General features: G+C 71.2%; 26 protein-coding genes. 11 read left to right on the forward strand and 15 right to left on the reverse strand.

Annotated elements, in window-relative coordinates:
* From E1294_RS39400 to murQ, 5 genes are all read right to left on the reverse strand, one after another.
* The coding region (locus E1294_RS39400) for a non-ribosomal peptide synthetase (protein WP_165977717.1) at nt 1–1,758 on the reverse strand (1,758 nt) is incomplete at its 3' end.
* Between the two features lie 2 nt (nt 1,759–1,760).
* On the reverse strand, nt 1,761–1,964 hold the full coding sequence (locus E1294_RS39405; RefSeq protein ID WP_132516067.1) for an MbtH family protein: 204 nt from the start codon (nt 1,962–1,964) through the stop codon (nt 1,761–1,763).
* 2 nt (nt 1,965–1,966) lie between these two features.
* On the reverse strand, nt 1,967–3,268 hold the full coding sequence (locus E1294_RS39410) for an MFS transporter (RefSeq protein ID WP_165977718.1): 1,302 nt from the start codon (nt 3,266–3,268) through the stop codon (nt 1,967–1,969).
* 195 nt (nt 3,269–3,463) lie between these two features.
* Complete coding sequence (locus tag E1294_RS39415; RefSeq protein ID WP_132516069.1) at nt 3,464–4,531, reverse strand: serine hydrolase domain-containing protein; 1,068 nt, start codon at nt 4,529–4,531, stop codon at nt 3,464–3,466.
* A gap of 46 nt (nt 4,532–4,577) precedes the next feature.
* Complete coding sequence (murQ, locus tag E1294_RS39420; RefSeq protein ID WP_132516070.1) at nt 4,578–5,477, reverse strand: N-acetylmuramic acid 6-phosphate etherase; 900 nt, start codon at nt 5,475–5,477, stop codon at nt 4,578–4,580.
* 57 nt (nt 5,478–5,534) lie between these two features.
* Between murQ and E1294_RS39425 the strand changes: the two genes are divergently transcribed.
* Nucleotides 5,535–6,662 (forward strand): exo-beta-N-acetylmuramidase NamZ family protein, encoded by a 1,128-nt coding sequence (locus E1294_RS39425; protein WP_132516071.1) that lies wholly within the window; start codon nt 5,535–5,537, stop codon nt 6,660–6,662.
* A 68-nt stretch (nt 6,663–6,730) separates the two neighbouring features.
* Here E1294_RS39425 and E1294_RS39430 read toward each other — a convergent pair whose 3' ends face one another.
* The 8 genes from E1294_RS39430 to E1294_RS39465 all read right to left on the reverse strand — a co-directional run bounded on the left by E1294_RS39430 (nt 6,731) and on the right by E1294_RS39465 (nt 15,698).
* Nucleotides 6,731–7,624, reverse strand: coding sequence for a GNAT family N-acetyltransferase (locus tag E1294_RS39430; RefSeq protein WP_132516072.1), 894 nt, complete (start codon nt 7,622–7,624; stop codon nt 6,731–6,733).
* Complete coding sequence (locus tag E1294_RS39435; protein WP_132516073.1) at nt 7,624–8,634, reverse strand: ABC transporter ATP-binding protein; 1,011 nt, start codon at nt 8,632–8,634, stop codon at nt 7,624–7,626. The genes E1294_RS39430 and E1294_RS39435 overlap by 1 nt, the downstream gene beginning before the upstream one ends.
* Complete coding sequence (locus E1294_RS39440; protein ID WP_246083620.1) at nt 8,631–9,629, reverse strand: ABC transporter ATP-binding protein; 999 nt, start codon at nt 9,627–9,629, stop codon at nt 8,631–8,633. The genes E1294_RS39435 and E1294_RS39440 overlap by 4 nt, the downstream gene beginning before the upstream one ends.
* Before the next feature lie 2 nt (nt 9,630–9,631).
* Nucleotides 9,632–10,531: an ABC transporter permease gene (locus E1294_RS39445; RefSeq protein ID WP_132516074.1), complete on the reverse strand. Its 900-nt coding sequence runs from the start codon at nt 10,529–10,531 to the stop codon at nt 9,632–9,634.
* On the reverse strand, nt 10,528–11,538 hold the full coding sequence (locus E1294_RS39450) for an ABC transporter permease (protein WP_132516075.1): 1,011 nt from the start codon (nt 11,536–11,538) through the stop codon (nt 10,528–10,530). The genes E1294_RS39445 and E1294_RS39450 overlap by 4 nt, the downstream gene beginning before the upstream one ends.
* Before the next feature lie 11 nt (nt 11,539–11,549).
* Nucleotides 11,550–13,370 (reverse strand): ABC transporter substrate-binding protein, encoded by a 1,821-nt coding sequence (locus E1294_RS39455; protein ID WP_165977719.1) that lies wholly within the window; start codon nt 13,368–13,370, stop codon nt 11,550–11,552.
* Between the two features lie 161 nt (nt 13,371–13,531).
* Nucleotides 13,532–14,500, reverse strand: a complete 969-nt coding sequence (locus E1294_RS39460; protein ID WP_165977720.1) for a zinc-dependent alcohol dehydrogenase family protein — start codon at nt 14,498–14,500, stop codon at nt 13,532–13,534.
* Between the two features lies 1 nt (nt 14,501).
* On the reverse strand, nt 14,502–15,698 hold the full coding sequence (locus E1294_RS39465) for a M20 metallopeptidase family protein (RefSeq protein WP_132516076.1): 1,197 nt from the start codon (nt 15,696–15,698) through the stop codon (nt 14,502–14,504).
* Nucleotides 15,699–15,821: 123 nt separating this feature from the next.
* On the opposite strand from E1294_RS39465, the gene E1294_RS39470 reads away from it, so the two are divergent.
* The 4 genes from E1294_RS39470 (at nt 15,822) to E1294_RS39480 (ending at nt 17,951) form a co-directional block, all read left to right on the forward strand.
* Nucleotides 15,822–16,601: an HAD-IIA family hydrolase gene (locus E1294_RS39470; RefSeq protein WP_132516077.1), complete on the forward strand. Its 780-nt coding sequence runs from the start codon at nt 15,822–15,824 to the stop codon at nt 16,599–16,601.
* Nucleotides 16,602–16,781: 180 nt separating this feature from the next.
* Complete coding sequence (locus E1294_RS54970) at nt 16,782–17,120, forward strand: hypothetical protein (RefSeq protein WP_220448188.1); 339 nt, start codon at nt 16,782–16,784, stop codon at nt 17,118–17,120.
* A gap of 10 nt (nt 17,121–17,130) precedes the next feature.
* Complete coding sequence (locus E1294_RS54975) at nt 17,131–17,268, forward strand: hypothetical protein (RefSeq protein WP_220448189.1); 138 nt, start codon at nt 17,131–17,133, stop codon at nt 17,266–17,268.
* 260 nt (nt 17,269–17,528) lie between these two features.
* A complete protein-coding gene (locus tag E1294_RS39480) occupies nt 17,529–17,951 on the forward strand; it encodes a hypothetical protein (RefSeq protein ID WP_132516078.1) in 423 nt (140 codons plus the stop codon).
* 23 nt (nt 17,952–17,974) lie between these two features.
* On the opposite strand, the gene E1294_RS39485 is transcribed toward E1294_RS39480, so the two are convergent.
* Nucleotides 17,975–18,424, reverse strand: coding sequence for an NUDIX domain-containing protein (locus E1294_RS39485; RefSeq protein WP_132516079.1), 450 nt, complete (start codon nt 18,422–18,424; stop codon nt 17,975–17,977).
* A 76-nt stretch (nt 18,425–18,500) separates the two neighbouring features.
* Between E1294_RS39485 and E1294_RS39490 the strand changes: the two genes are divergently transcribed.
* The 3 genes from E1294_RS39490 (at nt 18,501) to E1294_RS39500 (ending at nt 22,112) form a co-directional block, all read left to right on the forward strand.
* On the forward strand, nt 18,501–19,430 hold the full coding sequence (locus tag E1294_RS39490) for an acyl-ACP desaturase (RefSeq protein ID WP_132516080.1): 930 nt from the start codon (nt 18,501–18,503) through the stop codon (nt 19,428–19,430).
* A gap of 72 nt (nt 19,431–19,502) precedes the next feature.
* Nucleotides 19,503–21,467: an ABC1 kinase family protein gene (locus E1294_RS39495; RefSeq protein WP_132516081.1), complete on the forward strand. Its 1,965-nt coding sequence runs from the start codon at nt 19,503–19,505 to the stop codon at nt 21,465–21,467.
* 105 nt (nt 21,468–21,572) lie between these two features.
* Entirely contained in the window at nt 21,573–22,112 is a 540-nt protein-coding gene (locus tag E1294_RS39500; RefSeq protein WP_165977721.1) for an NADPH-dependent FMN reductase, read from the forward strand.
* A gap of 8 nt (nt 22,113–22,120) precedes the next feature.
* On the opposite strand, the gene arfB is transcribed toward E1294_RS39500, so the two are convergent.
* A complete protein-coding gene (gene arfB, locus E1294_RS39505) occupies nt 22,121–22,528 on the reverse strand; it encodes an alternative ribosome rescue aminoacyl-tRNA hydrolase ArfB (protein WP_132516083.1) in 408 nt (135 codons plus the stop codon).
* 170 nt (nt 22,529–22,698) lie between these two features.
* On the opposite strand from arfB, the gene E1294_RS39510 reads away from it, so the two are divergent.
* The 3 genes from E1294_RS39510 to E1294_RS39520 all read left to right on the forward strand — a co-directional run.
* Nucleotides 22,699–23,532: a hypothetical protein gene (locus E1294_RS39510; RefSeq protein WP_132516084.1), complete on the forward strand. Its 834-nt coding sequence runs from the start codon at nt 22,699–22,701 to the stop codon at nt 23,530–23,532.
* Nucleotides 23,529–24,119 (forward strand): HAD family hydrolase, encoded by a 591-nt coding sequence (locus E1294_RS39515; protein ID WP_132516085.1) that lies wholly within the window; start codon nt 23,529–23,531, stop codon nt 24,117–24,119. The genes E1294_RS39510 and E1294_RS39515 overlap by 4 nt, the downstream gene beginning before the upstream one ends.
* A gap of 65 nt (nt 24,120–24,184) precedes the next feature.
* Nucleotides 24,185–25,701: alkaline phosphatase D family protein (locus E1294_RS39520; protein ID WP_132516086.1), on the forward strand; the 1,517-nt coding region annotated here is incomplete at its 3' end.

A 25,701-nucleotide genomic window follows, 5' to 3' on the forward strand; every position in this document is an offset into this window, starting at 1 on the left:
GCCCGTCACGGCGTTCCCGGGGTCGCCCGTCAGGCCGTGGCCGGGGTCGTTCGCCAGGTCGCGGCGGAGGTCCGGGACGTGAGCGGCGACCGCGGCCACCGTCGGCCCTTCGAACAGGGTCCGGACGCCCACCTCCACGCCCAGCTCGGCGTGGATCCTGCTGAGGAGCCTGGCCACCGTCAGCGAGTCGCCGCCCAGCCTGAAGAAGTCGTCGCCCACCCCCACCTCCGGCACCCCGAGGACCTCGGCGAACAGCTCGCACAGCCGCCGCTCCACCTCGTCGCGCGGCCCCTCGGAGCCGGCCGGCTCGTACGAGGGAGCGGGCAGCGCGGCCCGGTCCAGCTTGCCGGTAGCGGTCAGCGGAAACGCCTCCAGCACCACGAACGCCGACGGCACCATGAAGGAGGGCAGCGCGGCCGCGGCGTGGGCCCGCAGCACCTCGCCGTCCACCGCGTGCCCGGGGCGCGGCACCACGTACGCGACCAGCCGCCATTCGCCGGGCGTGTCCTCCCTGGCCACGACGCTCACCCGGGCGGCGGCCGGGTGGGTGTCCAGCACGGAGACCACCTCGGCCGGCTCGATCCGGAACCCGCGGATCTTGACCTGCTCGTCCGCCCGCCCCACGTACTCCAGCGTCCCCGCGCGGCGCCGCACCAGGTCGCCCGTGCGGTACATGCGTTCGCCCGGCGCGCCGAACGGGTCGGCCACGAACCGCTCGGCCGTCGCCCCCGGCCGCCCGAGATAGCCCAGGGCCAGTCCCTCACCGGCCGCGTACAGCTCGCCGACCTCCCCGTCCGCCACCGGCCGCAGCCGCGCGTCCAGGACGTGCACCCGCTTGCCCCGCAGCGGCGTGCCGATGGGCACGGGCCCGTCGCCGGCGGTGATCGGGTGCGTGGTCATGAAGATCATGCCTTCGACCGGCCCGTAGCCGTTGCTCACCCGCAGTCCTGGATGGCGTTCGAGGGCGCGCCCGACGTGCGCGGGCGACGGCGCCTCGCCGCCGACGATCAGGTGGCGTACGCCGGCGAGCGCGCCGGGGTACTCGTCCACGATCACGTTGAACAGGCTGCTCGACAGGTACATGCAGGTGACCTGGTGTTCGGCGGCCAGCCGCGCCATCACCATCGGGTCGGGCCGCTGCCCTGGATGCAGCACGCAGGTGCCGCCGGACAACAGCGGCCCCCACAACTCCAGGGCGAACGCGTCCCACGACACCGGCGAGCACTGCAGCCACACCGCGTCGAACGGCGCGTAGTCCTGGCCCGTCACCGTGGCCACGATCGCCCGGTGCGGGGCGGCGACGCCCTTGGGCCTGCCGGTGGAGCCTGAGGTGTACATCACGCAGGCGACGCCGTCGTGGCGGGCGTCGTACGGCAGAAGTTCGAGCCCTCCGGAGGTGAGGACGGCGGCGGCGCCCGCGTCGGCCACCACCGCGCGCAGCCGTTCCTCGGGGAAGTCCGGATCGAGCACCAGGTATCCGGCGCCGGCCTTCAGGACGGCCAGAAGTGCGACGACGAACTCGGCGCCGCGTTCCATGCGCACCCCGACGAGGCGGCCCGGCCGCACGCCCGGCCCCGTTGCGAGCCCCGTTGTGAGCGCCGCCTCGAGCCGCGCGGCGAGCGCCGAGGCGCGCGCGTCCAGCTCGGCATAGGTCAGCCGCTCGCCTTCGCAGATGAGGGCCGTCCTGCCGGGGGTCCGCGCCGCCTGCCGCGCGAAGATCTCGTGCACACCGCCTGGAGAGCCGTTCGGTACGCCCATCGTCACGACCGGGTGAGGCTCGCCGGGCGCATGTCGGTCCAGTGCGCCTCGATGTAGGACAGGCACGCGGCCCGCGGGCTCTCCTCCAGCGCCACCCGCCAGCCCGCGGGCACGTCGATGCCGGCCGGCCAGAGCGAGTGCTGGTTCTCGTCGTTCACCAGCACCAGGTAGGAGCCGTTCTCGTCCTCGAAGGGGTTGGTGGTCATGGTCAGCCTCCCGCGGGTTGCTTCTCGAGGTCGGGGGTCAGCACGTCGATGTGGCGTACGGCGCGGCGGGCCAGGCCCCACAGCGCGGCGCCGGCCCCGAGCAGGCCGGCGATGAACAACATCGCCGCCATGCCGCTGCCGGGCCCGGTCCCGACGAGGGGCCGCAGCAGCCCGGCCAGGCCGGTGCCGGCCGCGGCCTGCGGCTCGAAGACCTGGTCGGCGAGCGGCCCGGAGAAGGCCATCGCGACCGGCGAGGAGATCTGCGAGACGAACATGACAGCGCCGAACACCCGCCCCTGCCGGTCCTTCGGCACCTTGGTCTGGATGATCGACTGCATCGAGCCGTTGACGATCGGCATGATCATGGCGCCGACGAGCATGGCCGCGGTCCAGGCGACGACGCCGTGCACCACGGCGGTCGCGATCTGCGCGCTCACGCACATGCCGATGACGCCGAGCATCATGCCGAGCACCCGGTTCTTCGGCCCGCCCCAGGCGGCCAGCAGCAGGCCGCCCGCGATGCCGCCGGCGCCGATGCCGGCGTTCACGCTGGCCAGCGCGGAGACGTCGCTGCCGGTCCTGGCCAGGATCATCGGCTGCACCACGGCGAACCCGAAGACCATCACGAGATTGACCGTGAAGAACACCAGGATGAGCCCGCGCAGGCTGGGCTGGGCGAACAGGTAGCGCAGCCCCTCCAGCGAGTCGGCGCCGAGGCGTTTGCGCGTCCCGGCCTCGCCGGGCTGGTCGCCGTCCATGCGCACCAGGCGTACGGTGAGCAGCGCGACCGCGAAGCTCACCAGGTCGATCCAGAGCACCACGCCGAGGCCGCCGGTCACCACGAGCAGCCCGGCCAGCGCGGGCCCGCCCACGTCGGCGACGCTCTTGGCGGTGGCGAGCAGGCCGTTGGCCCGCTGCAGCTGCTCCTTGCCGACCAGCAGCGGCACGGCCGACGACAGGGCGGGAAACTGGAAGGCGGCGGCGGCGCCGAGCAGCGCGACGGTGACGTAGACCTGCCACAGGTGCAGGTCGCCGAGGAAATAGACGGCCGTCATGGCGGCGACGGCCACGAGCCCGCCGAGGTCGGCCAGCTGCAGGGCGGTGCGCTTGCGGAAGCGGTCGACGATGGCGCCCGCGGTGGGGCTCAGCAGCATCTGGGGCAGCAGCGCGCAGAGCGACAGCGCCACCACCTGGGTGACCTGGTGGTCGACGGTCCATGCCTGGATGACCAGGGAGAAGCGGAGAACAGAATTTCCGACGAGGGTGACGACCTGGCCACACCAAACCAGGCTGAATCTACCCATTCCAGAAAATCGCTGGATAAATCGGTTCTGTTGCGACGGTTGTTTGGCCGATGGAGGTCCACCCATGTGTGCCCGAGGCCCTTCTGATGAAAGGAACCCTGAGGTGGCCTACCGTTCACAGCCACCTCACCAGTACCTTCACACACCGTTTTGGGCTGAGCAATACGCTCTTTGTGGTGTCGTAATTACGTCCTGTCAAAGGGCGAGGTCAGCCGCGCGGAGCGCTTCGGCGGCGACCGCATGACGCATTTCGCGGATGCCGTCGCGGCCCCGCACCGGATGCACGGCGTTCGTCAGCAGCACCACGGTCAGCCGGCGATCGGGATCGACGGCGAGCGAGGTGCCGGTGAAGCCGGAATGCCCGTACGCGCCGTCCAGCGGCCCCACGATGGCCGGGTCGCCGAGCCGCACCCCCAGGCCCTGGCGGAAGGGCGCGCCCTCCGCACCCTGGTCGCGCGTCATCTCGGCCACGCTCTCGCGGCTCAGCATCGGGCCGCCGCCACGCCGCAGCGCCTCGCCGAAGGCCAGCACGTCCCCGGCCGTCGCGAACAGCCCCGCGTGCCCCGCCACACCGCCCAGCGCGTAGGCGGTCTCGTCGTGCACCTCCCCGCGCACACAGCCGGGCGCACAGTCTGGGCCCGGGCGCTCCGGCTTCCACTCGGTCGCGGCCACGCGCGCCGCGGACGCGGGCCGGTAGCCGGTGTCGGCCAGGCCGAGCGCCTCGGTGACCCGGGTGCGGACCAGCGCGTCCAGCGGCGCGCCGCCGGCCAGTTCCGCGATCCGGCCCGCCATGACCATGCCGACGTCGCTGTAGAGGTAGGGCCCGCCGACCGGGTGGACGATCGGCGTCTCCAGCATCGCGGCCAGCCGCGCGGCGGCGTCCGCGCCGGGCAGTTCCCGGTCGATGCGGCGGGTCGGCGGCAGACCCGCCGTGTGGGTGAGCAGGTGGCGCAGGGTGATCCGCCCGTCGCGCACGGGGATCCGGCGCGCCACGGGCTCGTCCAGGTCCAGCCGGCCCTCCTCGGCCAGCGAGAGCAGGACGACCGTGGTGAACAGCTTGCTGATCGAGGCCAGGTCGAAGATCGAGTCGCGGCGTGCCGGCGGGCGCTCCCCGGCCGGCGTCCCGTCCGCGTCCGCGTACCGTACGAGCTCGCCGGCCGCCGAGGCGGCGGCCACGGAGCCGTTGACGGCGATCAGCGCGACCGCCGCCGAGCACACGCGCGGCACCCCGTCCGCCAGGATCGTGTCCAGCCGATCGTTCATCCCCGTCCCCTCATCCCCGTCGCGGCCCCGTCGTGGCGTGGCGGCGTCAGCCGCTCAGCGCGTCGCTGAGGCGCTCGCCGTGCGACTCCAGCAGCGCGCGGGCCGCCTCGGCGTCGAGCCCGTGCTGGATCATCAGCACCGCGATCTTCGCCTGGCCTCCGGCCGCGTCCAGCGCCGCCACGGCCGTCTCCTGGTCGGCTCCGGTGATGTCCCTGACCATGCGCAACGCCCGCCCGGCGAGCTTGCTGTTCATCGCCGACATCTCGATCATCTCGTTGCCGTACGTGCGGCCGAGCCGGACCATGGAGATCGTGGAGATCATGTTCAGCACGAGCTTCTGCGCCGTCCCGGCCTTGAGGCGGGTCGAGCCGGTCACCACCTCGGGACCCACGACCACCTCGATCGCGTGCTCGGCGGCGGCCGACAGCGGCGCGTCCGCGTTGCACGACAGGGCGGCGGTGAGCGCGCCGCGGCCGGCCGCCTCCGCCAGCGCGCCCAGCACGAAAGGGGCCCGGCCGCTGGCGGAGACGCCCAGCACCGAGTCCAGCGGCCCCGCCTCCAGGGTCTTGATGGCGGCGGCCCCGGCCACCGCGTCGTCCTCCGCACCCTCGACGGACCGGGTCAGCGCCTCGGGCCCGCCGGCGATGATGCCCTGCACCAGCGAAGGATCGGTGCCGAACGTGGGCGGGCACTCGCTGGCGTCGAGCACCGCCAGCCGCCCCGACGTTCCCGCGCCGACGTACAACAGCCGGCCGCCCTCGGCCATCCGCGCCGCGATGGCGTCGATGGCGGCCGAGATGGCGGGGATGGCCGCCGCCACGGCGGCGGGCACGGCCGTGTCGGCCTGGTTCATCAGTCGAGCGATCTCCTCGGTGGGCAGCCGGTCGATCTGGCTGTAGCGGGGGTCGCTCTGCTCGGTGGACAGCTCGGGTAGCGGATCAATCATGACGCTAATTTCCACCCTTTACTTCTCTCTTGTAAATATCTTTCAGACAATGGGTTCATGACGCACGTACGCACCGGAGCAGAACGGCTGGCCACGACCCCCTCGCTCGCAGGGGGATCCCGCCTCGGCCTGATCACGAATCCCACCGGAATCCTTCCCGACCTGACCCCCACCCCCGACGCGCTCATGGCCGCGGGCGCCGGCCTCACCGCCATGTTCGGACCCGAGCACGGCATGCGCGGCACCGCGCAGGCGGCCGGCAGCGAGGGCGACACGGTGGACGAGAGGACCGGGCTGCCGGTGTACGACACCCACAAGCTCTCGGGCGAGGCCCTGGACCGCGTCGTCGCCTCCTCCGGGGTGGACACCCTGGTCTTCGACATCGCCGACGTCGGCGCCCGCTTCTACACCTACGTCTGGACCATGTACGACCTCATGGAGTCCGCCGCCCGGCTGGGGCTGAGGTTCGTGGTGCTGGACCGGCCCAACCCGCTCGGCGGCACCGTGGAGGAGGGCCCGCTGCTCGACCCGGCGTTCGCCAGCTTCGTGGGGCGGTTCCCGCTGCCCGTGCGGCACGGCAGGACCGTGGGGGAGCTGGCCGTGCTGTTCGGGTTCGACCTGGACCTGCACGTGATCGAGATGGAGGGCTGGCGGCGCGACATGACGTACGCCGAGACCGGGCTGCCCTGGGTGATGCCGTCGGTCAACATGCCGACCGTGGACACCGCGCTCGTCTACCCGGGCACCGGCCTGTTCGAGGGCACCGACTTCTCCGAGGGGCGCGGCACCACCAGGCCGTTCGAGCTGGTCGGGGCGCCGTACGTCGACGGGCGGTTCGCCCCCGCGCTGGCCGGGCTCGGCCTGCCGGGCGTGCGCTTCCGCGAGACGTGGTTCACGCCGACCTTCCACAAGCACGCCGGCACGCCCGTACGCGGAGTCCAGCTCCACGTGCACGATCGCAACGCCTTCCGGCCAGTGCTGACGGGCCTGTCGATGGTGCACGTGGCCCGCACGCTCTACCCCGGCGACCTGCGCTGGTGGGGCCCCGAGCTGTTCATGGACCACCTGTGGGGCTCCGACGCGCTGACCCGCACCCTGGAGGCCGGCGAGGACCCCCGCGGCCTGTGCCCGCCTCCGGCCCATCCCGAGGGCCGGCTGCTGTACGGCGGCGGCGCGGAGGGCTGAACGCGCGCCTGCGGGGGCCGCGTCCAACGGCCCCCGGCGGGTGTCAGGTTGTGCAAGGACGCGGGCCATCACGCCAGATCGCGCCGGTAGAGCCAGAAGACGCGTTCCGCCCGCGCGCCGACGGCACGCGAGTAGAAGCGCAACGGCCCGACCCACCCGATCTGGGATTCGGCCTGCCCGGCGGCACGCTGGTCGGCCAGGCACCTGCGCAGCAGCACCCGGCCGAGGCCCAGGCCGCGCGCGTCCGGCGCGGTGCCCGTGGGCCCGAACCACGCGGGCCGCGCCCCCCAGGCGGCGAACCCCAGGACACGGCCGTCGCGCTCGCCGTAGTGCACCCCGGCCGCGTGCGCCGCCTCCCAGGCCCAGGACGCGTTGAAGTGCTCGCGGACGAACGCCGTGACCCGCTCGCGGTCGTCGCCGGCCGCGCGCACGGTCACGCCGCGCCGTGCCAGCCGTTCGAGGTCGTCCTCCACGGACAGGTCCACGCCCAGGTCGGCCGTCATGTTCCAGGCGAGGGAGTAGTTCTCGTACCCGAGACGCTCGGCGAGGCAGGCCGCGGCGGTGTAGCGCACGTCGATGCCCGGCCAGGCGTAGCACGGCGTGTTGCCGGCGAAGCGCACCTGCCGGGCGCCCTGCCCGGCCAGCCACTCCTCGGCCGCCCGCACCAGCGCCCGCCCGCGCCCCCGGCCCCGCGCCGACGGATGCACGGCCAGCAGGTCGATGTGCCCGGCCGGGAGCCCGGCGTCGTTGCCGTCCTTGGCGGACATCGACGCCATCACGACCCCGCCGTCCGTGGTCAGCGCCGTCCACTTCCGCCCGGCAGGGGGCCGCGACAGATGGCCGATCAGGGCCGCGGCCTCCGCGGTGTCCAGCGTCAGCGCCGCGGTGGCGACCTCGGACGCCTCGGCGAGCCCGGCGGTCGATCCCGCAGACCATGGGACGGCCCGCACGGTGTGGGCCATCAGACCTCGCTCATCGGGCGGGCGATCACGCTGCGGCGCTCGGGGAAGAAGCACGCGTGCTCCTGCGGGACACCCTGGGCCAGGTGCAGCAGCGGCCGCTCGTCCTCGCACCGCTCGCCGCGGAACGGGCAGCGGCGGGCGAACAGGCACCCCTCGTCGGCCTGGCTCTCGTCCAGCGACTCCAGCGGCTCCACCGGCTGCTCGCCCGGCCGTTCCAGGCCGTGCAGCACCGGGATGGCCGACAGCAGCGACTGCGTGTACGGGTGCACCGGGTCGGCGATGATCGTGTCCACCGGGCCGCGCTCGACGACCTGGCCGCGGTAGATGACGTACAGCTCACCGTCGTCGCCGATGTAGCGGGCGGTGGCCACGTCGTGCGTGATGAACAACACGCTCACGCCCAGCCGCTCGCGCAGGTCCTTCAGCAGCGCCAGGATGCCCAGCCGCAGCGACACGTCGATCATCGAGACGGCCTCGTCCGCGACGAGCATCTCGGGATCGACGGTCAGCGCCCGCGCGATGACGACCCGCTGCCGCATGCCGCCGGACAACTGGTGCGGGTAGCGCGACAACACCGAGCCCGGATCGAGCCCCACCAGCGACAACACCTCGGCCGCCCGCTCCTCCATCCACGACCTGGACCGCCCGGTCTGCTTGGCCCGCAGGCTGAGCGGCGCGTGCAGCGTCTGGTGGACCGTCCTGGTCGGGTTGAGCGCGGAGTAGGGGTCCTGGTGAATCATCTGGATCTTGCGGAAGTGCGGCTGGCGCTGCTTGGGCTTGAGCGGCGACATCGGCACGTCGCCGATCACGACGTCGCCCGCGTCGTACGTCTCCAGCCCCGCGATGATGCGCCCCAGCGTGGTCTTGCCGCATCCGGACTCGCCGATGAACGAGGCCGCGCCGCCCTTCGGGATCGCGAAGTCGACGCCGCGCAGCGCCTGCACCTCGCGGGCGCCGAGCACCTTGCCCCGCTGCTTGAACGTCTTGACGATCCCGGTCCCGGTGATCATGCGTGCTCCTTCACGGTCACGGCGTGGCAGGCCACGGCCCTGGGCCCGCCGGCGCCGGCGTCGACGCGGGCGTCGGGGTCCACGGTGTCGCACACGTCCATGCGCAGCGGGCAGCGCTCCCTGAACACGCAGCCCTCGGCCGGCACCGTGGCCAGCGTCGGCGGCCGTCCCGGCAGCGCCTGTGCCTCGTCGATGTCGCCGACGAGCCGGGGGATGGCCCTGATCAGGCCCTTGGTGTAAGGGTGCCGCGGCGCGCCCAGCACCTCTCTGGTCGGGCCCTGCTCGACGAGCCGCCCGCCGTACATGACGGCCAGCCGGTCGGCGACCTCGGCCACCACGCCGATGTCGTGCGTGATGACGAGCGTCGTCAGGCCGCGCTCCGCGTGCACCTCACGGACGATCTTCAGGATGTTCGCCTGGGTGATCATGTCGAGCGCGGTCGTCGGCTCGTCCAGCACGACCAGGTGCGCGTTGAGCACCAGCGCGAGCATGATGCCGACCCGCTGGCGCATGCCGCCGGACAGCTCGTGCTGGTGCGAGTCGAGCACCCTGGCGCCGTCCAGGCCCATCCGGCCGAGCAGCTCCTTGGCCTCGCGCACGAGACCGCGCAGGTCGTCCACGCCGTGCGAGCGGCCCAGGTCGAGCAGCTGCTTGCCGACGGTCTTGAGCGGGTTGAGGGAGTTCTGGGCGGCCTGGAAGACGTAGCCGATGTGCTTGCCGCGCGCCTTGCGCAGCTGCTCGTTCTTCAGGCCCACCACGTCGCCGAGCCCGTCGATCTCGACGCTGCCCGCCGAAATCCGTCCCGGCGGCTGCACCGCGTTCAGCAGCGACAGCGCGAGCGTGGACTTGCCCGAGCCGGACTCGCCGACGATGCCGGTGATCGTGCCGGGCTCCAGCGTCAGGTCCACGTCCCTGACCGCGGGCAACTCGCCCGCGGGCGTCTTGTAGACGACCGTGAGGCCGTCGATGCGCACTCCCGGCGCACTCTTCGTCACGGTCACTCCTCGCGCAGCCGGGGGTTGAAGATCTCGTCCATGGCGTCGACCACGAGCACGATGGCCAGCGTCAGCAGCAGGATCGCCAGCAGCGGCCCCAGCAGGAAGCCGAGCGCGCTCGGCACGGTCAGCGCGCCCGAGCGGAACACGGCCGTGTTGAGCATCTGGCCCCAGTTGTTCGACTCGTACGGCAGCACGCCCAGGAAGAAGAGCCCGACCTGCGAGTAGACGCCGCCGGTGATCGCGATGAGCATGTTCATCGCGATGTACGGGGCCATGCTCGGCAGCAGTTCCTTGCCCACGATGTGCGTGGTGGACAGCCCGAGCCCGCGCGCCGCCTCGATGAAGCCGCGCTCGCGCAGCGACAGGGTCTGCGCCCGCACGGCCCGCGCCACGCCGCCCCAGCTGAGCAACCCCAGCACCAGGCCCATCTGCACGGCGCTGTTGAACTTCCACACCGTCGACAACACCAGCAGCAGCGGCAGGCCGGGGATGGTCAGCTTCATGTCGGTGAGCCGCATGAGCACGGTGTCCCAGCGGCCCCGTTTGAAGCCGGAGAACAGCCCGATGGCGGTGCCCAGCACGACCGTGATGACGGCGGTGACGAGGGCGGCAAGCAGGACGTAGCGGGAGCCGGTGACCACCAGGGCGATCACGTCCCTGCCCTGGTCGTCGGTGCCGAGCCAGTGCTCCCAGCTCGGCGGCCTGGTGAGCATGCTGGGGTCGCGGGGCAGCGGGTCCGCGTAGAACAGCGGCCCGAACAGGCCCATGAACACGAACCCGGCCATCAGCACGACGCCCACCAGGCGGCTGGGCTTGCGCTTCATCACGCGCCACACGCCCGACCAGAAGTTGCGCCGCATGGCGGCGCTCGTCGACGTGCTCTCCAGCAGCACACTCATGCGCCGACCTCCTCCCCGCCGCGGACCCGCGGGTCGATCACGCTGTAGAACAGGTCCGCGATGATGTTGGCCACGATGATGGCCGCCGTGATCAGCAGGAACGCCCCGCCCATCAGCGCGTAGTCGCGCATGGTGATGCTGTCGAGGAGCAGCAGCCCGAGCCCCGGATAGTTGAAGATCCGCTCGATGAACACCGCGCCGCCGAGCAGCAGCCCCAGCGACAGCGCGAGGATCGTGAACAGCGGCAGGATCGCGTTGCGCGCGATGTACCTGAAGACGATCGAGCGCTTCATCCCGCGCAGCTCGGCGGCCAGGATGAAGTCGTCGCCCAGCACGGTCACCACGCTCGACTTCATCGCCAGGATCCACCCGCCGTACGCGGCCAGCGCGTACGTCACCACCGGCAGCACCGCGTGCTCGATCAGCGAGCCGATGTAGCCGGCGTTGAACCCGGGCTCGAAGAGGATGTCCACCGGGCCGTCGGCGGGCAGGATCGGGATGAGCGTCGCGAAGATCGCGCTGAGCAGCAGGCCCAGCACGTACTGCGGCACGCCGTGCAGCAGCGACCCCGAGATGGCCAGGATGTCGCCGAGCTTGCCCGTGCGCTTGATGGCCGCGTAGACGCCCAGGATGATGCCGACGAGGAAGCTCAGCAACGTGCCGGCCAGCACCGGGAGCACGGTCCACTTGGCCGCGTCGCCGAGCACCTGGGTGACCGGGGCGCCGGCGTGGGTCACGGACTGGCCCAGGTCGAAGGTGAGCAGGCCCGCCATGTAGTCGGTGTACTGCTGCCAGAGCGAGCCCGTGGGCTGGAATCCGTACAGCACGCGGGTCGCCTGCTCGGCCGCCTCGGGCGCCATGCCCTGCTCGATCAGCTTCTGCACGTTCGCGGCGACCGGGTCACCGGGAATGCTCCTGACGATGAAGAAACTGATCGTGGCGACGACCAGGATCATGACGATCCCGCGGGCCAGATGGCCCGCGAGTCGGCGTGCGATGACCGTCATAGGCTCTTTCTCTACTGCTTCTTCTTGACCAGGCCGAGCTGGATCCAGACCCCGGCCGGCAGGCGCAGCAGGTCGCTGTCCTGCTCGGGCCAGCCGGTGAAGCGGCTGGTGTTGGTGAACTGCGTGTTCACGTAGTCCCACAGCTGGATGGCGGGAAGGTCCTGGTTGGCGGCCTTGGCGAGCTGCGTCATGATCGGCTTGGCCTCTTCCGCGGAGGCCGCGTTGAGCTCGCCGGTCAGCTCACCCGGGTTGATCTTACCGACGCCTTCGACGTCGATCTCCTCGGCGCTGCCCATCCAGTTGCCGCCCTTGCCGGGAGCACTGTGCTTGACCTTGCCCGCGACATTGGTCCAGCCGTTGGAGGCGCCGTAGAGGCGCTGGTAGATGTCGTACGGCGCGGGGCCGAGGGCCATCAGCCAGAAGCCGACGTCGTACTTGCCGGCCGCGATCTCCTCAAGGTAGATCGGGTAGTCGGCGACGGTGACGACCTCGGCGTCCACGCCGTTCTCGATGAGCTGGCTCTTGATGTTCTCCTGCGCGGAAATCCAGTCGGAGAAGCCGGAGGGCGCGTGCATGGTCACCTTCCACGGCGACCCGTCGGCCAGCGTCCACTTGCCGTTCTTCTTCTGCAGGCCGGCTTCCTTGAACTCCGTCTCCGCCTTGGCCACGTCGTGCGCGTACGGCTCCAGGCTCGACAGTTCGTCGCCGATCCACTCCTGGGCGGGCTTCTGGTGGATGCCGGTCGTCGTCACGGCCGCCGTGCCGCCCTCGGGGGAGGCCACCTTGGTGACCTGCTGGCGGTCGATCAGGTAGGCCAGGCCGCGCCGCACGTGCACGTTGTCGTACGGCTTCTTCGACTGGTTGAACGCCATGCCGACGGCCACCGGCGAGAAGCCCTTGATCAGGTGGGAGCCGGGGGCCTGCTTGATGCGGTTCATCACGTCGGTGGGGGCGGCGACGAAGCCGGACTGGTCGAGCTTGCCGGCGGTCAGGTAGTTCCAGATCTGCTCGTTGCCGCTGTAGTTGAGGAACTTGACCTGGTCGGGAGCGACGTTGGCGGCGTTGAAGAAGCTCTTGTTCTTCAGCAGCAGCGCCTCGCCGGGGTTGACCCGCTCCAGCGTGAACGGGCCGGCGGAGACGTCCTCCGGCGGCTTGAAGGCGAGCACCTTCTGGCCGACGGCGAGGATCTCCTCGCGCGCCTTCTCGGCTGCGTCGCCGGTGCCCCTGGAGGTCTTCAGCTTCTCCCAGAAGTCGGCGGGCAGCACGCTGTTCCACACGTGGGCGGGCACGACCAGGCTGTCGAGGACACCGCGGGCGAACTTCGAGCTCGGGTTGGACATGTCCTGGGTGACCTTGATCGTCTTGTCGTCGACGACCTCCACCTCGGCCGCCGCTCCGGCCGCGCCGGGCGTGATCGCGAACGCGGTGCTGCCCTGCGTGTAGGCGATGCCGATGGAAAGCTTGACGTCCTCGGCCGTGACCGGCTTGCCGTCGGACCACTTGGCGTTCGGCTGCAGGTGCAGGGTGACCGAGGAGTTGTCTTCAGCGATCTCCCATTTCGCCGCGATGCCGGGGTAGAACTGGTTGGGGTCGGTCACGTGGTTCTTGACCCAGCCCAGCTTCATCGCGTTGTAGCCCAGGAAGGAGTTACCCTTCGGGTGCCACGGGTTGGCGGGCGCGCTCGCGTCGAGGCCCGGCCTGTTGACGTCGATCGTGGTGAAAAGGCCGCCACCACCGCCCGAGCCGCCTGAATTGTTGGTGGTGCCACCACTGCACGCCGCAGTCGCGGTGGCAAGGCCCAGCAACGCCACTACCGCTGCCAGTCGCTTCATTTGCCGCTCCGGGGGATATCGAGCCTGTTGAGGATCTGCAGGAGTTGACCGGACACTACGATCGCGTCAGACCGGCGTCAATAATCTCCAGGTGTTGTGAGGCTAATGTAACTTTCCTTCATCAGTGTGCGAAGTGGAGCTAAGCGCCGTCAAGTAAAACGTCAGTTCATTACCAAGACGGCAGCCCCGTTGACCTGGTCGTTCGCCAGATCGGCCAGCGCCTGGGCGGCTTCCTCCAAGGGATAGGGAGTCGTCGTCACGCGCGGCCGGTGGGCCAGCGCGAGCTCCAGATAGGCCCGCCCGTCGGCCCTGGTGTTGGCCGTCACGCTGCGCACGGTCCGCTCCTGGAAAAGGTGCCGCTCGTAGTTCAGCGGCGGCACGTCGGTCAGGTGGATCCCGGCGATGGCCAGCGTCCCGCCCCGGTCGAGCGCCTCCAGCGCCGGCGGCACCAGCGTGCCCACCGGCGCGAACAGGATGGCCGAGTCCAGCGGCTCCGGCGGCGGGTCACCCGTCGCCGTGGCCGCTCCCAGCTCCAGCGCCAGCTCGCGGGAGGCGGGAGACCTGCTGACGGCGTGCACCGTGGCCCCCTGCGCGATGGCGGCCTGCGCGGTCAGGTGGGCCGAGGCCCCGAACCCGTAGATGCCCAGCCGCCCGCCCTGCGGCAGGTCGGCGCGGGCCAGCGCGCGGTAGCCGATGATCCCCGCGCACAGCAGCGGCGCCAGCCACTCGGCGGGAGGTTCGCCGGGCAGGGGATAGACGTAGGCGGACGGCGCGACGAGATAGTCGGCGAACCCGCCGTCGGCGTCCCACCCGGTGTAGGTGGAGTGCGGGCAGAGGTTCTCCATCCCCCGGACGCAGTAACGGCACCTGCCGCAGGTGGAGCGGAGCCAGGCCACGCCGACCCGCCGGCCCGTGCCGACGACCCGGCCGACCGCCTGGTGGCCCGGCGTGGTGCGGGGCCGCCGCGGTGCCAGGTCGCCCTCCGCCAGATGCAGGTCCGTACGGCACACGCCGCACGCCTCCACCCGCACCAGCACCTCGCCGGGCCCCGGCTCGGGCACCTCCCGCTCGACGAGCTCCAGCGGTCCCGACGCCATCGGCCCAGGCTGGTTCACCACCCAGGCGCGCACGTCAGCCCACCCCGGCGAGCCGCTCGTGGGCGAGGGTGGCGTAGAGCGCGGCCCCGTCCGGCAGGACCGAGTCGTCGAAGACCGCCTCGGGCGAGTGGTTGTAGGGGGCCGTGGCCGGGTCGCGGCCGGGCGGGCACGCCCCCAGGAAGACGAACGCCCCAGGCACGGAGTCCAGCACGTACGAGAAGTCCTCCGAGCCCATCACCGGCTGCGGCGAGACGAAGTAGCGACCGGGCCCGAACAGCTCGCCGGCCGTCCTGCCCAGGAAGTCCGCCTCGCTCTCGTCGTTCACCGTCACCGGGTAGCCCATCCCGAACGACGCCTCGGCCCGCAGCCCGTGTGCCGCCGCGATGCCCTCCACGACCTCCACCAGCCGCCGCTTGACCAGCGTCCTGTTCTCCTTGCTGAAGGTGCGCACCGTCGCGTCGAACCGGGCGTCGTCGGGGATGATGTTGTCCGCCGACCCGCCGTGGAAGCTGCCCACCGTCACGACCACGGGGTCGAACACGTCGAACGTCCTGGTCACCATCGACTGCAGCGCCGCGACCATCTCGCAGCCCGCCTGGATCGGGTCAAGGGACCGGTGCGGGCTCGAGCCGTGGCCGCCCCGCCCCCTGACCGTCACGGAGAACGTGTCCGCCGCCGCCATGATCGGCCCCGGCCGCGAGGCGAACAGTGCCAGCGGCAACATCGAGGAGACCACGTGCATGCCGTAGGCCGCCACAGGGCGAGAGCCGGCCGCGTCGAGCACGCCCTCGTCGATCATGTGTTTGGCGCCGTCGTGGCCCTCCTCTCCCGGCTGGAACATGAAGACGACGTCCCCGGCCAGCTCGTCGCGCCGCGCGCTCAGCAGCCGCGCCGCTCCCACCAGCATCGCGGTGTGCAGATCGTGCCCGCACGCGTGCATCTGCCCCGCCAGCCGGGAGACGTACGGCAGGTCGTTCTTCTCCGTCACGGGCAGCGCGTCCATGTCGCCGCGCAGCAGCACGGCGGGGCCAGGCCGCCCGCCCCTCAGGACCGCGGTCACGGAGCTCAGCGCCGTGCCCGTCTTGATCTCCAACGGCAGCCCGTCCAGGGCGGCCAGCACCTTCTCCTGGGTGCGGGGCAGCTGAAGACCGATCTCCGGAGTGGTGTGCAACGAGTGCCTGAGCTGAACGATTTCGTCCCGCATGTCCTGCGCGGATTCAGTGAACGACATGAGGCCATTGTTCATGTCCGGCCAGCCGCGTCCAGCCATGCCACGCTGGCGGCGATGTGCGTGCCTACGTGGCGGTGCCCGGAGGGTGGGGGCCGGTGCGGCGCGGCTCGGTACGATAGGGCCGTGACCGAGCGTAAGCGGATCGACTTCTGGTTGTCCGACATGGACGGCGTGCTCGTCCACGAGGGGAGGCCGATCCCCGGTGCGGACGAATTCATCAAACGACTCAGCGAATCCGGCACACCCTTCCGGGTGCTGACCAACAACTCGATCTACACGGCGCGCGACCTTTCCGTGCGGCTGAGCGCCGCGGGCCTCGATGTGCCCCCCGCGTCCATCTGGACCTCCGCCGTGGCCACCGCGGAGTTCCTCGACGACCAGCGGGCGGGCGGCTCGGCGTACGTGATCGGCGAGGCAGGCCTGACGACGGCGCTGCACGAGGTGGGCTATGTGCTCACCGACCTCGATCCCGACTACGTCGTGCTGGGTGAGACCCGCACCTACAGCTTCACCCAGATCACCCGCGCCATCCGGCTCATCGAGGGCGGCGCGCGCTTCATCGCCACCAACCCCGACGCGATCGGCCCCTCCACCGAGGGTTCCCTGCCGGCCTGCGGCGCCGTGGCGGCCATGATCACCAAGGCCACGGGCGTCGCCCCCTACTTCGTCGGCAAGCCCAATCCCCGCATGATGCGCAGCGCGCTCAACGCCATCGGCGGCCACAGCGAGACCACCGCGATGATCGGCGACCGCATGGACACCGACATCGTGTGCGGCATGGAGGCGGGGCTCTACACGATCCTGGTCCTCACCGGCGTCACCGCGCGCGACGAGGTCGAGCGGTTCCCCTACCGCCCGTCCCTGGTGGTCGACTCGGTGGCCGACCTCATCGATCTCATCTGAACCTGACGTTCCCTGACAGGTACGCCTGGCAGGCTCTCATGTCATGACCCGTGTTTATCTGGAGACCGGTCCGAAGTAGGTTTCGCCTGCTCGCTCGACTGGCCCGGCTGGTGCCGGATCGCCAGGGGCGAGGAGGCGGCGCTCGACCGGCTCGGGGAATACGCGCCCCGCTACCGCGGGGTGGCCGCGCGGGCCGGGCTGGAGTTCGCGCCGGGCGACCTGGTGGTGGCGGGGCGCGTGCCGGGCAGCGACATGACCGACTTCGGGGCGCCGTACGCGGTGCCCGATCTCGACCTCGAACCGCTGCCCGGCCCTGAGGCGGGGCGCGGCGTCGCCCTGCTGCGGGCGGCCTGGGGCCTGTTCGACGAGACCGCCGCCGCCTCGCCGGAAGAGCTGCGCAGGGGCCCGCGGGGCGGGGGACGCGACCTCACGAAGATCGTCGATCACGTGGAGAACGCCGAGCGGGCCTTCGCCAGGAAGGTGGGCGTGCGGCACCGGCCCTACCGATCCCCGCGGTGACCGCGACGCGATGCGCGAGGAACTGGCGGAGGTCCTGCCGCGCCCGTGGGAGCCGCCCCAGACGACGGGCTGGCCGCCCCGCTACGCGCTGCGCCGCATCGCCTGGCATGTCATCGACCACCTCTGGGAGATCGAGGACCGGCGCTGAAGTCCGGCGGAGAAGTTTCCCCCGGACTTTTCTCCCGCGCCCGGTCGGGAGAGCGACCGGCCTGGCCCCGATTGCCGGGCTTGCCAGGTGGCGAGGGGTGACGGCCCGCTGCGGTGGCCCGCGTGACGGGGGAAGAAATCACACCCGGCCGTTACGGCGAACACCGGCCACGGCTACTCCCTGCGACCATATGATGACAGAGGCTGGCCGCCGGTGCCGGCGGCTGCGTTCCCATCCGGTCATGGCAGAGGTAGGCGTGCGTGGACATGCGGGCGGAGATTCTCGACCTGAAACTCCGTGTCGAAGAGCTTGAGACGGGCGTCCGGCACGGGGTCGTGGCGATCGATCGCCGCGGCGAGCTCGACCGCCAGGCGGAGTTCCTGCGCGAGATCGGCGACCGGACCAGGAGCCTGCGGGCGGACGTCGCGGCGGTGAAGTCCGCGCTCGCGGACGGCAGGGTCGAGATGGCCGAGCAGTTCGCGGCCGTCGAGACCGAGATCGCGGCCATCCGGCGGGAGGTGAGCGCCTGTCCGCCCGGCCCCGGAGCGGGTGAGGGCATGGTCGCCGACGAGTTCGCGGCCGTCCGGTCAGGGCTGGAGCACGAGTTCAACTCCCTGCGGTCCGAGATGACCGATCTCGGCATCAAGCTCGACCGCCTGCTGAAGCGGCGGGAGAACGACTGAAGGCGTCCGGTGCCCGCCGCGGGTCACGCGTCCTGGCCGATGAGCAGGGGGAGCTGGGTGATGGCGGACGACAGGTAGTCCGCCACCGCCTCGGGCACCAGGTGGCGCGTGGTGATCTCCGCACGGTCCAGCGGCACCCGCACCACCTCGTACACTCCGCGCGACGCATCCTCCAGCTCCGGCCCGTGTCGCAGCCCGGGGTCCATCGACGCCAGCCGGCAGCCGAAGACGTGCTGCGTCTTGACCGCGCCCTTCCACGCGTAGGACACGGTGATCAGCGGCGTCACGCCGAAGACCGTGGCGCCGAGCTCCTCGAGCAGTTCGCGGCGCAACGTGTCGACCAGGGAGCCGTCCTCCGGCTCGACGTGGCCGCCCGGCACCGACCAGTAGACGTCGCGGCCCGGCACCGTGCGCCGGAAGAGCACCAGCCGCTCGTCGTCGTCGAGAAGGACACCCCGGACACTCGGTCGCATACGGCCACCCTATTTGACCGGTATGTCCTTCGGGTAGCCTAACCTACGGTACCGTAACCTGAAGGAGAAGATCTTTATGGCGATGACTCAGACGGAGCTGCTGCACGAGCTCGAGCCCGTGGTGGTGGAGGAGCTCGACCGCCACGAGAAAATGGCCAAAGAGTGGTTCCCGCACGAGTACATCCCGTGGAGCGAAGGCCGCGACTTCGACGGCATCTACGGGGGCGAGGGGTGGCAGGAAGGCGACTCCAAGATCCCCGAGGCGGCCCGCGTCTCCCTCATCGTCAACCTCCTCACCGAGGACAACCTGCCGAGCTACCACCACGAGATCGCCACCACGTTCGGCCGCGACGGCGCCTGGGGCACCTGGGTGCACCGGTGGACCGCCGAGGAGGACCGCCACGGCACCGCGCTGCGCGACTATCTCACCGTGACCCGCGCCGTCGACCCCGTCGCCCTCGAACGGGCCCGCATGCGCCACATGGAGCACGGCTTCGCCACCGAGTACGGCACCATGCTCCAGCAGCTCGCGTACGTCTCCTTCCAGGAGCTGGCCACCCGCATCTCGCACCGCAACACCGGCAAGGCCTCCGGCGACGAGGGCTGCGAGCGGCTGCTCGCCAGGATCGCCGCCGACGAGAACCTGCACATGCTCTTCTACCGCAACCTGCTCAAGGCCGCCTTCGAGCTCGACCCCAACCAGACCATGCGTTCGGTCACCGACGTCGTCACGACGTTCCAGATGCCGGGCACCGGGATGGACGGCTTCGCCCGCAAGGCCATGATCATCGCCCACGAGGGCATCTACGACCTGCGCCTCCACCTCGACGACGTGCTCATGCCGGTGCTGAAGCAGTGGGCCGTGTTCGACAAGACCGGGCTGGACGCCGAGGGTGAGCAGGCCCGCGAGGAGCTGTCGGCGTTCCTGGCCAGGACCGACGCGACAGCCGCCAGGTTCGTCGAGCGCCGGGAGGAGCGCCGCGCCCGCGCCGCCGCCCGCACGTGACCGCCCCGTCAATGATCGCCTGCACATGACCCCGGCGCAGGGCGCCGCCCGGCGGTGGCATGATGACGCCTCATGGATCTCCCCGCTCAGCTGCTCATCTGGCTCTTCACGTTCCTGACGGTCATCGCGCTGGCCGTGGCGGCGCAACGGCTGCTGAACGTCAGGTTCGGCATGGTCCGGACGTTCCTGGCGGCCCTGGTCGCCTTCGGGCTGGCGCAGCCGGTGCTGGAGCCGATCCTCGGGCTCATCGGCCCGGCCGACCGGGAGACCGCGCCCGGCCCGGGTGCGCTGGGGCTGCTGCTGCTCGTCATCATGTGCGTGGTGCTCATCCCCATGGTGATCCTGGTGCTGGCCGAGGCGCTGGTGCCACCCGGCTCGGTGCCGGGCCCGCTGGAGTTGTTCCGCTCCGTGCGCGGCCGGATCTCCCGGGCCAGGCGCTACTCGCAGATCACCAGGATCGCCATCAGGCACGGCCTCGGCCCCTACCTGCGGGGCCGGGGTGAGCGCCTGGAGGACCACTCGGGCAAGCTGCGGCTGGCCAGGTCGCTGCGCGAGGCGCTCGAGGACGGCGGGGTCACGTTCGTCAAGCTCGGCCAGGTCCTGTCGACCCGTCGCGACCTGCTGCCCGCGGAGTTCGTCGAGGAGCTGGGGCGGCTGCAGGACCAGGTGGCGCCCGCGCCGCGGGAGCGGATCGAGCCGGTGCTCGCCGCGGAGCTGGGCGGGCCGGTCGACGAGGTGTTCGCCGAGTTCGACCGGACGCCGCTGGCCGCCGCCTCCATCGGGCAGGTCCACGTCGCCCGGCTGCACGACGGTCAGAGCGTGGTGGTCAAGGTGCAGCGGCCGGGCATCGGCGCGGTCGTCGCCAAGGACCTCGACATCGTCCGGCGGCTGGCCGTCACGCTGGAGTCCAGGACCCGATGGGGCCGCTCGCTCGGCCTGCGCGATCTGGGCGAGGGGTTCGCCACCGCCATCCGCGAGGAGCTGGACTTCCGGGTCGAGGCCGCCAACATGGCCGCCGTCACCGCCTCTGAGGGCGGCAGCGTCACCTACCCGGCCCCGATCGGCGCTCTGTGCACCGAACGGGTGCTTGTCATGCAGCGGCTGTCGGGCAGGCCGGTCACCGCGGCCGCCCGCGAGCAGGGCCCCGAGCTGGCCCGCGACCTGCTCGACTGCCTGCTCAGGCAGATTCTCGTCGAGGGCGTCTTCCACGCCGACCCGCATCCCGGCAATCTCATGCTGCTCGACGACGGCACGCTGGGCCTGCTCGACTTCGGCTCGGTCGGCCGGCTCGACGCCGGCGTGCGCTCCGCCCTGCAGCGTTTCCTGCTGGCCATGAACCGGCAGGACCCCCTGGGCGTGACCGACGCGCTGCTGGAGGTCGTACCCAGGCCCGAGGACATCGACGAGGCCGCGCTCGAACGCGCGCTCGGCCAGTTCATGGCCAGGCACCTGTCCGGCGGCATGGACAGCGCCCAGATGTTCACCGACCTGTTCAAGATCGTCTCCGCGTACGGGCTGTCGATCCCGCCCGAGGTGGCCGCCGTCTTCCGCGCCCTGGCCACCCTGGAAGGCACGCTCATCCGCCTCTCGCCCGGCTTCAACCTGATCGGCGAGGCCCGCGCGTTCGCCGGCCGCTATCTCGCCGAGCAGGTGAGCCCCGAGACGATCAAGGAGTCCGTCGCCCAGGAGCTGGCCGCGCTGGTGCCGATGCTGCGCCGCCTGCCGCGCCGTGTGGAGCGCATCGCCAGCGCGGCCGAGCACGGCAGGTTCAGCATGAACGTGCGCCTGCTCGCCGACGACCGCGACCGCGCCTACCTCACCGGCCTGCTGCACCAGGTGCTGCTCACGGTGCTCGGCGCGACGGCCGGGATCATGGCGGTCATCCTCCTCGGCATCGACGGCGGACCCGCCGCGCTGGGCACGACGTCGTTGTTCCAGCTCATCGGCTACAACCTGCTGGTCATCTCGGCCATCCTCGTGCTGCGCGTGCTCGCGCTGATCTTCCGCCGTCCCCGAGCCTCGGACGAGCGCCTGTGAGCCTTCGCCGGTAAAGCCTGTGGGGCTCTTGACCGGGGGATGGTCTTGGACATCCAAGGCATCGGGCAGTTTCCCGGTAACACCGGAACCCCTTGGGAGCAGAGGGTGAAAATCATCGGGATTGCGGCCAGCCTCAACAGGGGGTCCTTTATCAACCGGCTGCTCGTAGCCGCGGGCGCCGAGCTGCCCGGCGGCACCGTCTACGAGGAGTGGCGCGGGCTGAGCGAGATCCCGCCGTACACCCGAGGTCCCGTTCCCGCGCCGGCCGGCGCGCTGGCCCGCCTGGTGGCCTCCGGTGACGCCGTGCTGCTGACCGCGCCCGAGCACAGCCTGCTGCCCTCCGAGCTGACGTACGCGCTGGACTGGATGGCGGCCCGCGACGGCCTGTCCGGCAAGCACGTCGCGGTCATGAGCGCGAGCGCCCGCGCCTGCGGCGCCATGTGGGCCCAGGCGGAGCTCTACAAGCGGCTCCAGAGCGCCGGGGCGGTCGTCATGGGCGCCGAGCTGGTGATCTCACCCGCCTGCCCCCATTTCGACGAGTACGGCCGCCTCAGACCGGCAGCCCTGCGGGACCAGGTGCGCGCGGTGATCCGGCAGCTCTGCCCCGCCGGGATCCTGGAACCCGTGCTCTCGCTGTCGCCCTAGGGGTCGCCCTAAGGATCGCGGCGCAGGCGTTTGACGTCGGAGCGGTGCTTCTTGGCGGTGATGCGCCGCTCGACGGCGCCGCGGCTCGGCTTGGTCGGGCGGCGGCGCTTGGGCGGCGGGGCGATGGCCTCGCGCAGGCGCTGGGCCAGGCGGTGCCGCGCGGCCTCCCTGTTGCGCAGCTGCGAGCGGTATTCGGAGGCGGCGATCGTGATCGTGCCGGTGCCCAGCCGGCCGCGGGCCCGCTCTTTGAGCGCTGGCGGCAGCGCGGTGCTCGCGGCCAGGTCGAAGGTCAGCTCCACGCGGCTGTCCGTGGTGTTGACGCCCTGGCCGCCCGGGCCTGACGAGCGCGAGAAGCGCCAGACGAGCTCGGCGTCGGGGATGACGACCGAGTCGTTGACGACCAGCGGGCCGGGCATGCGTGAAACTCCTGTTCGACGTCCTCAGTGAAGTGTCACCGTATCTGGGCGACCTATGCGGGTCGCAACGGCATTTCCCTCCCGCACGGCGAGGAAGACCGGTTTGACGGCGGGATGCAAGCGGCGTATGCCAATATCGCGCATCAAACGATCACGGGTGGGGAGGCGCTGTGGCGGCCATCGTCGGCGTGCACGGAATCGGCAAGTACAACTACTACGTGGACGCAGGACGGTCCGCGGCCGGGGCGGCGGAGGCCATGCGCCGCAAGTGGGACCGCTACCTGAACGCGACGCTCGGCGCGGAGCCCGCGGCCTACTTCGCCGAGATCGCGTACTTCTCCCACCACCTTCACGACGGCGGGCCCGATGACAGGGGCGACGACGACGCGCCGGAATCCGTCGCCGCGATGGAGACCGGGGCCCAGGAGGTCCTCGCCGGCTGGGCTAGGAACATGGGCCTCGGCGAGCACATCACAGGAGCGCTCAAATCGGTCACCGGCTGGCTGCTCGACAGGCTGGACGGCAGATCGGCGGCGTTCGCGAAGCTGTTCGCGCCCGAGGTGGCGACGTACCTCACCGACCAGGCGAAGCGAGAGAGCTGCCAGCAGATCGTGGCCGACGTCATCCGGCGCAACCGGCCCAGGGTGGTGATCGCGCACTCGCTCGGCAGCGTCGTCGCGTACGAGACGCTCTGGGCGCACCCCGAGCTCGAGATCGACCTGCTGGTCACCCTCGGCAGCCCGCTCGGCATGCGCCACGTCGTCTTCGAACGCCTCCTGCCCGCCCCCGTCAACGGCCGCGGTGAGCGGCCCGAGAACGTCGGGCGCTGGGTGAACATCGCCGACAAGGACGACATCGCCGCCATCCCGCCCGCGCTGCGTGAAAGCTTCACCGGCGTCGACGCCGAGGAACTGGTCAACCTCGACTGGATCGACTTCCACACGGCCGAGAAATACCTCGGCTGCCCGGCGCTCGACCCGCATCTGCGACCATTCCTGGCATGACGTGGATCGTGTTCGACTATGGCGGTGTCCTTTCCCTGCCCCAGCCCGAGTCCGACGCGGGCGCCATGGCGCGGGCCGCGGGGGCCGGCCTTGAGAGGTTCAGCCGCGGCTACTGGGAGCATCGCCTCGCGTTCGACCGGGGGAGCCTGACGCCGTTCACCTACTGGTCGGCGGTACTCGGCAGGCCCGTCACCCACGCCGAGACCGCTCGGCTGGTCGCCATGGACATCGCGAGCTGGGCCCATCCCGACGAGGGCACGGTCGCCGTCCTGGGCGATCTGATCGAGGCGGGCCGCGACGTGGCTCTGCTGTCCAACGCGCCCGTCTGCGTCAGCGACGGCCTGGACGAGCTGCCCTGGATCGCCGCGATCGGGCGGCGCTTCTACAGCGGCAGGATGGGCCTGGTCAAACCCGGCAAGGAGATCTACGACGAGGTGGCCCGCGAGCTCGACGCCGACCCCGCCGAGATCGTCTTCATCGACGACCGGCTGGAGAACGTCCAGGGCGCCGAGCGGGCCGGCATGACCGGCGTGCACTTCACCGACGCCGCCGCGCTGAGGGCGACGCTGCGCGGACAGGACGACTGATGCTGTTCATCCGTCCTTGACTCGGCGGTCACGGCCGGGTCAGCACGAGCGGACATACCTGGAGCGTGGACCGCAGAGCCTTCCTGACAGCGGCGACAGCCGGCATCCTCCTCCCGCAGCCCGTCAGCCGGCCGGCCCTCGCCTCCCCGGCCAGAACCCTCAGATCCGATCCGTTCACGCTGGGCGTCGCCTCCGGCGACCCGACGACCGACGGCTTCGTCCTGTGGACCAGGCTGGCCGTCGCCCCGCTGAACGGCGACGGGCGCGGCGGCATGCCCTCTCGCGACGTGGACGTCGCCTGGCAGGTGTCGGCCGACGAACGTTTCGCCACGATCGTCAGATCCGGCACCGCCACCGCCAGGGCGCGCAACGCCCACAGCGTCCACGTCGAGCTCAAGGGGCTGGAGCCGGGGCGCGACTACTTCTACCGGTTCAAGAGCGAGGGCCGGCTCTCACCGGCCGGCCGCACCAGGACCACGCCCGAGGGGGAGACGCCGCTCACGTTCGCGGTGGCCGCGTGCGCCCACTACGAGCACGGCTACTACACCGCCTACCGCCGCCTGGCGCAGGAGGAGCCGGACCTGGTCGTCTTCCTCGGCGACTACATGTACGAGTACGGCCCCAGCGGCTACACCGCGCTGGCCGGCCGCGTACGCACCCACACGCCGGGAAAGTGCCGCATGCTCGCCGACTACCGGCTGCGGCACGCGCAGTACAAAAGCGACCGGGACCTGCAGGCCGCGCACGCGGCGGCGCCGTGGCTGGTGGCGTTCGACGACCACGAGGTGGAGAACAACTGGGCCGGCCCGGTCTCCAGCTCGGGAGCGCGGGACTTCGCCAGGCGCCGGCGTGAGGCGTTCAAGGCGTACTACGAGAACATGCCGTTGCGCCGCGCCAGCCTCCAGGGAGCGGTGCTGCGGGTGAACCGGCGGGTCTCGTGGGGCAGGCTGGCCCGCTTCCACCTGCTGGACACCCGGCAGTTCCGCGACGACCAGGCGTGCGAGGACGGGGTGCGGGCCGGATGCGACGAGCGGCTGGCGGACGGCCGCACGCTCCTCGGGCCCGGCCAGTGGCGCTGGCTGGAGAGCGGGCTGCACGGCTCCACCACCCGGTGGAACCTGCTCGGGCAGCAGATCATGATGGCGCACCGCGACCACAAGGTCGGCCCGGGACGTGAGGTGAACCTGGACTCGTGGGACGGCTACGCGGCCGAGCGCACGCGGCTGCTGGAGTCGCTGGCCCGCACCTCCAACCCGGTGGTGCTGACGGGGGACGCGCACATGCACCACCTGGCCGACCTCAAGACGGACTTCGACGACCCGGACTCGCCGGTGGTGGCCAGGGAACTGGTGGCGTCGTCGATCGCGAGCGACGGGGACGGGTACCGGGACCGTACGTGGATCGCGGAGGCCATCCAGGAGAATCCACATATTTCCTACATCGACCAGCGGCGCGGGTACGTGATGGCGCGGCTGACCCGCGATGAGATGTCCGTTGAATTCCGGACATTGGATTACATTTCACGCCGAGGGGCGCGCGCCAAAACCTCCCACCGCCTCACCCTCCCGGCCGCCCCGGACGC

This window comes from Nonomuraea diastatica (assembly GCF_004349015.1).
Taxonomy (GTDB): Bacteria; Actinomycetota; Actinomycetes; order Streptosporangiales; family Streptosporangiaceae; genus Nonomuraea; species Nonomuraea diastatica.